7 protein-coding genes and 1 pseudogene are annotated in these 6,274 nt (G+C 65.7%); all 8 read right to left on the bottom strand.

Going from position 1 to position 6,274, the window contains the following annotated elements; all coding sequences use genetic code 11:
• A partial coding sequence (locus H0W38_RS14465) for a hypothetical protein (RefSeq protein ID WP_292455259.1) occupies positions 1–520 on the bottom strand: 520 nt, incomplete at its 3' end.
• Positions 521–576: 56 nt separating this feature from the next.
• Positions 577–1,092 (bottom strand): annotated as a pseudogene (locus tag H0W38_RS14470) (diguanylate cyclase); the annotation flags it as partial.
• 66 nt (positions 1,093–1,158) lie between these two features.
• Positions 1,159–1,425, bottom strand: a complete 267-nt coding sequence (locus H0W38_RS14475) for an EAL domain-containing protein (RefSeq protein WP_292455260.1) — start codon at positions 1,423–1,425, stop codon at positions 1,159–1,161.
• The gene (locus H0W38_RS14480) at positions 1,418–3,328 is read right to left on the bottom strand and encodes an EAL domain-containing protein (protein WP_292455262.1); all 1,911 of its coding nucleotides are present in this window, start codon (positions 3,326–3,328) and stop codon (positions 1,418–1,420) included. The genes H0W38_RS14475 and H0W38_RS14480 overlap by 8 nt, the downstream gene beginning before the upstream one ends.
• Before the next feature lie 62 nt (positions 3,329–3,390).
• Entirely contained in the window at positions 3,391–4,437 is a 1,047-nt protein-coding gene (locus H0W38_RS14485) for a methyl-accepting chemotaxis protein (RefSeq protein WP_292455265.1), read from the bottom strand.
• A 22-nt stretch (positions 4,438–4,459) separates the two neighbouring features.
• The gene (locus tag H0W38_RS14490) at positions 4,460–4,825 is read right to left on the bottom strand and encodes a response regulator (RefSeq protein ID WP_292455267.1); all 366 of its coding nucleotides are present in this window, start codon (positions 4,823–4,825) and stop codon (positions 4,460–4,462) included.
• A 40-nt stretch (positions 4,826–4,865) separates the two neighbouring features.
• Positions 4,866–5,093: a hypothetical protein gene (locus tag H0W38_RS14495; protein WP_292455269.1), complete on the bottom strand. Its 228-nt coding sequence runs from the start codon at positions 5,091–5,093 to the stop codon at positions 4,866–4,868.
• Positions 5,093–6,274: chemotaxis protein CheA (locus H0W38_RS14500; protein WP_292455272.1), on the bottom strand; the 1,182-nt coding region annotated here is incomplete at its 5' end. The genes H0W38_RS14500 and H0W38_RS14495, both read right to left, overlap by 1 nt.

Genomic DNA, 6,274 nt, shown 5'->3' on the forward strand with positions numbered 1-6,274 from the left:
GTCTTTCTGCGGCTCTGGTGAAAGGCCGATGCCTGGGTTCGACATCACGTCTTCCGTGAGCGCCGGAGTCCGGATTGAACCGGTCGTTCACGGTCTCCCACGTATCGGCAGGGGAGCCAAACGGCCCCAGCCAGTCCCGCCAACTGCGCTCCTCGGTCTCCCGGGCGGCCTGCGTAAGACCGTGGGAAACCGTTGCTATCAGCTTGTCTGGCGAGCCACCCGAGCTGGCGACTCGGACGGCATGGAGGAGCGCCCATGCGCGCAGGTAGCGCTGAGGCGCCTCGTCAGCTCCATGCGGGTACGCTTCCTCCAACAAGAAGAAGAGGGCGTCCTGCCGCTTATGGAGCAAGCCTTCTTGAAGATCAAGAAGGAAGAACTCGGTTGCCTGGGTGCCCCGGTGGCGAGCGCGAACTCCCATTGCGGCCACGTGGGCCGGGCGCCGCTGCCAAGCCGTCGCGAGCTCGCTCAGGCCATACGTCTTGGTGCCATTCAGGTCCCATCGCCTGAGGACCGGCGCCAAGTCTCCAAGGGCGTCCATCGTCCCCCTAAACAATGCGCGCTGGCTGTCCGTCCTGATCAGGAGCGCAGCCGCGAAGCCCGTGAGAGAGGCGTGGACTGCGGCAGCCTGAGCCCAGTCAGTAATTTCGTCGAAGCTGGTTCGCCCAACGGTCGCCGCCGTGATGAGCGCGCTTTGAGGAGGCTGACTGTTTGACGACAAGGGGGCGGTGTCTTTGGGCCTAAAGCGGTGAGCAGTTTAGGTCGACCCGAGGCGCGCAACTCGTTGATTTCTATCGGAAATGCGCTTTTGACTCCAATCTCGACGTCCTGGCCACGAATGCGGAACGGGCGGCGGATCTCCTGCAGGATTCGCCCGGCGATCATGTCGGCGTCTTCGACGTCGGCCACATGGAACTGGATGATCGCGAGTTCGTCCCCGCACAGCCTTGCGACCACGTCACGCACCCGCACCAGCGACTGCAGCCGCCTCGCCACCTCGGCCAGCAGTTCGTCGCCGGCTGCGTGCCCCAGGCTGTCATTGACCGGCTTGAACTTGTCCAAATCGAGCATGTACATCGCAGAGAGGCATCTCGTTGCGGATGCTCGCGCCGATGGCTTCCTGCAGCTTGCGCTCGAACAGGTGCCGGTTCGCTAGCCCGGTCAGCGGGTGGTACAGCGCCAGGCTCTCGAGGCGCAGCCTTTCCCAGGCAGTGCGCGCGTCGGCTGCCCCATCCAGGCGTTAACGAACGCCTCGAACTGCGCCGCCGGCAGTGGGCGGCTCAGCAGGTACCCTTGCATCTCATCGCAGCCCGCCTGGCGCAGCCAGTCCACCTGCTCGGCGGTTTCGACACCCTCGGCAATCGTGCGCAGGCCCAGACTCCTCGCCATGCTGATGATGGCCGAGACGATGGCCTGATCATCAGGCATCGTCGATAATGCCACGCACGAACGACTGGTCGATCTTCAGTTTGTAGACCTTGAAGCGCTTCAGGTAGCTCAGCGACGAATAGCCGGTGCCGAAGTCGTCGATCGACATGTGCACGCCCACGGCGCGCAGACGGTTCATCATGGCCATCGCGGCCTCAGGGTCGTCGGCAGCGACGCTTTCGGTCAATTCGAGTTGCAGGCGCGCCGGCGTCACGCCGGCCTCTGCAAGCATCTGGCCCAACAGTTCGGGCAGGTTCTGCTGCCTGAACTGCACGGTGGACAGGTTCACGGCCACGCCGATCGAGCCCATGCCGGCGGCGGTCCAAGCCTTCATCTGCTGCACCCTGCGCAGCACCCATTCGCCGATGGAGGTGATCAACCCGCTGCTTTCGGCGATGGGAATGAACTCGGCCGGCGAGACCCAACCCAGTTCCGGGTGCTGCCATCGCAACAGGGCTTCAGCGCCGACGATGCCGCCATCCTGCAGGGACTTCTGCGGCTGGTAGTGCAGTTGCATCTGGCCACGCTCGAGCGCCCGCCGCAGCGCGTTCTCGAGCAGCAGCGCGCGGGCCGACCGGGCCTGGATCTCGGCCGTGTAGAAGCAGATGTTGTTGCGGCCGCCCTGTTTGGCGCTGTACACCGCTGCATCGGCACACCGGCTCAGCGATTCCAGGTCCTGTCCGTCCGCGGGGAACAGCGCGATGCCGATTGACGGCGTGATTGTCAGTTCGTGAGGCCCGACTTGATGCGGCTCCTGCGACATCTGCAGCAGCCGATGCGCCACATGCGCCGCGCCCGCAGCGTCGGTGTCCGGCAACATCAGCATGAACTTGTCGCCGCTTCTGCGGCACAAGATGTCCTGCTCGCGCAGCCCCACCTGGAAGCGCTCGACCAGCGCCACCAGCAGGCGGTCGCCGACATCGTGGCCGAGCGAGTCGTTGACCTTCTTGAAATGGTCGAGGTCGATGAACATCAGCGCTAACGGCGCGCTGTTGCGGTGGGCGACCTTCAGCGCCAGACTGGCACGGTCGCCGAGCAGCGCGCGATTGGGCAAACCGGTGAGCGTGTCGAAGTGCGCGAGGCGGTGCAGGCTGTCCTCGGCCTGTTTCCACTGTGTGATGTCGCTGAAGGCGGCAAGGTGGTTCGTGATCTGTCCCGTGTCGTCGACGACACGGCTGATCGACAGCCACTGCAGGTAGACCCCGCCGCACTTGCGGCGGTTCCAGACCTCGCCCCGCCAATGGCCGTGGGTCGCGATCTCGCTCCACATGGCCATATAGAACGCCGCATCGTGGCGGCCCGAAGAGAGAAAGCGCGGGTTCTGCCCAAGTGCCTCGGCCTCGCTGTAGCCGCTGATCGCACTGAAGGCCCGGTTCACCTTGACGATGCGGCCATCGGCATCGGTGACCATGAAACCCTCGCTGCTCTGCTCGAACAGCTTGCCCGCCAGCAACAGCTCGGCGTCGGCATGGCGGCGTGCCGTCACATCGCGCATCACGCCGACCGACTGCGTCGCCCGGCCCTGTGTGTCGAACACCGGCGTCACCGACAGTTCGTTCCAGAACGTTGTGCCGTCCTTGCGGTAGTTCAGCACTTCGCCATGGAACGGCACCGCATCGGCGATCGCCGTGCGCAGTGCCTGCCGCATCTCCGGGCTGGTGCCTGAGCCCTGCAGCATACCGGCCGTGCGCCCGATCATCTCCTCTGCGCAGTAGCCGGTGATCTCCTCGCAGGCCCGGTTCATGTAGGTCGTGCGGCCAGCAGCGTCTGCAATCGACACGCCTTGCGAAATCGTGCTCAGCGCTCTGTCGCGCAGGCGCAGCGTGGCCAGGCTCTGCTGCAGACGCAATTCGGTGGCCTGCTGGCGCTCGACCAGCTCGAGCAAGGCCTGACGCGAGTTCACGGCGGCTTCTCCACGCGTGCGCCAGGTCAGATCGTCCGATGTCCGCACGGGATGCTCCAGCTCTAGAAGAGTTCGATGCGCGCAGCTGGAGCGCCCGGCGCGGCACTGGCGGCTGCTTCGGGGTCGCGGTGCTGCGCTTCGGCAGCCAGGTACTCAGGCGTCAGGGCAACGGCGCGGGCATCGATCTCCCCCGTGTCCCGTTGGCCGGCGCGCAGCCGCGCCACGAGATCGGCCAGCACCGCGTTGCGGCTGTCGATGGCGGGCTGAACGCGGTCGACGATCTGCTTGAACACATCCTGGTACTGCGCCGTGTCCAGCAGCAGTCCGATGCCTTGATCGAGCTCGGTGTTGTGCTGCGTGATGGCCTTCATCAGCATGGCGTAGAACTGGCGCATGTCGACGTAGCTCTCATCGAGCTGTCGCGTCAGCCCGCCCAGCCGCTCCGCCTCGGCCTCGTTGTGGCGGGTGCGGGCTTCGAACTCGCCGCTGTAGTTCACCTCGACGGTCCTTACCAGGCGGCCGATGTCATGGTTGATCTTGACCGCCGATTCGTTGGACTGCGTTGCCAGGCGCCGCACCTCGCCCGCCAGCACGGCAAAGCCGCGGCCGGACTCGCCGGCACGCGCCGCCTCTATGGCCGCGTTGATGGCCAGAATCTCGGTCTGGCGCGCAATGCCGCGAATGGTGTCGGTCATCTCGGCCAGGCCTTTGACCTCGCGCATCAGCAGCTTGAGCTGCTCGCGCTCCTGCGCGATCTGCCGCGGCAGCGTCTGCACGAACGTCGCCAGCTCGTTGACGATGCGACTGTTGAGTTCGATGCCGTCCTGCATGGCATCGCTTTGTTTTTGCGCGTGCTCCAGGTAGTCGACCAGCCGGCTGGACAGCGCACGTAGTCCACCGACCTGGCTGACCAGTTGCAGCGCCGATTGCTCCGACAGCCCGACCGCGCGCCCGAGCTGCGTGACCATCTGCTGATCGAGCGTGCGCATGCCGGCGACGGAGGCGCATTCGGCAACGGCTGCTGCCGGGGCCGGATCGGTGCGCCGCAGCCAGCGCCACAGCGTGCTGCACCAGCGTGCCGGCATTGGTGAGAAGGTGGTTGTGTTCATGCGGATCGCCTCTGGCTTGACCTCAGGCCCCCGGCAGGACCTGGCGTATCACCTTCACCAGCTCGGCGCCACCCACCGGTTTGACCATCCAGCCACTGGCGCCCAGCTGCTTGGCTTCGTCGCGCTTGGCCTGCTGGCTTTCGGTGGTCAGGGTCAGGATGGGCGTGAAGCGCAGCACCTTGCGCGCCTGGCGGATCAGCTCGATGCCGTCCATTCTGGGCATGTTGATGTCGGTGATGATCAGGTCGGGCTTGAGGCCGTTCTTGATCTTCGCCATCGCCTGTTCGCCGTCGCCGGCGGTCTCGACCTTGAAGCCCGAAATCTCAAGTGTGGCCTTCAGGCTCATCACCATGGTGGCGGAATCGTCGACGAGAAAGATGGTCTTCATGGTGGGGTGTTTGATCGCGAGGGGAGGTAAAGGGTCGGCTTCAAGCGCCCTGCAGCACGCCAGCCAACAGGGCGTCGGCCGGCAGGGCCACGAGCTTCGGCTGCAGCACCAGCAGCACCTGCAGCACGGCGCCGTGCACGTGTTCGCATTTGCCCAGGTGCACGGCCGGCGTGGCTTGCTGCTGCAGCCACTGGGCCAGGTTCTCGGCGTCGTCGGCCGAGACGATGCCTTCGAGCGCGGCGTGTTTTTTGAGGTATCGAACAGCCATCAGAGCAGCTCCTTCGGGTTGAGCACCATGAGCACACCGCCGTCGCCCATCAGAGCGGTGCCGGCAAAGCCTGTCAGCCCGGCCAGCACGCCTTCCAGCGGCTTGAGGATGATGTCGCTGGCACCCTGAAACCGGTCCACCAGCAGGCCGACGTTCTGGTTGCCAATGCGCACCACCAGCACCGCGAGTTCGCCCTGTTCGTTGGCCAGGGGCTCGGCGTCGAGGGCCAGCAATTCGTTCAGTGCGCGCAGCGGCACGATGCGGCCGCGCAGCACCGTCGTGCGCGCCTGCTTGAAGTGATGGATGTCGTCGGCATGCACGCGCACCGTCTCGACGATGAGGTCCATCGGCACGCCCAGGCGGCGGCCGGCGCTCTCGATCACCATCACGTTGGTGACGGCCATCGACAGTGGCAGCGACAGCCGCAGCGTTGTGCCTTTGCCGAAGATGCTGCTGAGCTCAACGCCGCCGTTGATGCGTTCAATTGCCGTGCGAACCACGTCCATGCCGACACCGCGACCCGAGAGGTCCGAGATCGTGTCGGCGGTGGAGAAGCCCGGCAGGAAGACCAGTTGAACGGCTTCGTCGTCGGACAGCAGCGCGGCGCGATCGGCGGCCACGAGACCGCGCTCGACGGCCTTGGCGCGCACGCGTGCCGGGTCGACGCCGGCGCCGTCGTCGCTGATTTCGATCACCACGCGGTCGCTTTCCTGGCGGGCCTGGATGCGGATGGTTCCCGCCGCCGGCTTGCCGGCGGCGCGCCGCACTTCGGGCATCTCGATACCGTGGTCCAGGCTGTTGCGCAGGATGTGGATGAGCGGGTCCGACAGGGGCTCGATGACGTTCTTGTCCGCCTCGGTGTCTTCGCCCTCGATGACGAGGTTGACTTCCTTGCCGAGCTTGCGCGAGAGGTCGCGCACCAGGCGGCCGAAGCGCTGGAAGACGGCACCCACGGGCAGCATGCGCACCTGCATCACGGCGTGCTGCATGTCCTCGGCGATGCGGTTGATGACCGCATACTGGGCCTTGATCTCGCGCGCCAGCTCGCGCTGCTGGAAATGCACCTCGGCCCGCTGGGCGAGGTAAGGCAGGCTGTTCTTGGCCACCACCATCTCGCCGATCAGCTCCATCAGGCGGTCGATCTTCTCCTGGCTCACCTTGAGCACCTTGTGCGGCTGCGC

It is taken from the genome of Methylibium sp., assembly GCF_013817365.1.
Classification (GTDB): Bacteria; Pseudomonadota; Gammaproteobacteria; order Burkholderiales; family Burkholderiaceae_C; genus Methylibium.

Coding starts and splice junctions, on each gene's coding strand:
- H0W38_RS14475 (WP_292455260.1), bottom strand. CDS start 1,425: ATGCCTGATGATCAGGCCATCGTCTCGGCCATCATCAGCATGGCGAGG.
- H0W38_RS14490 (WP_292455267.1), bottom strand. CDS start 4,825: ATGAAGACCATCTTTCTCGTCGACGATTCCGCCACCATGGTGATGAGC.
- H0W38_RS14485 (WP_292455265.1), bottom strand. CDS start 4,437: ATGAACACAACCACCTTCTCACCAATGCCGGCACGCTGGTGCAGCACG.
- H0W38_RS14495 (WP_292455269.1), bottom strand. CDS start 5,093: ATGGCTGTTCGATACCTCAAAAAACACGCCGCGCTCGAAGGCATCGTC.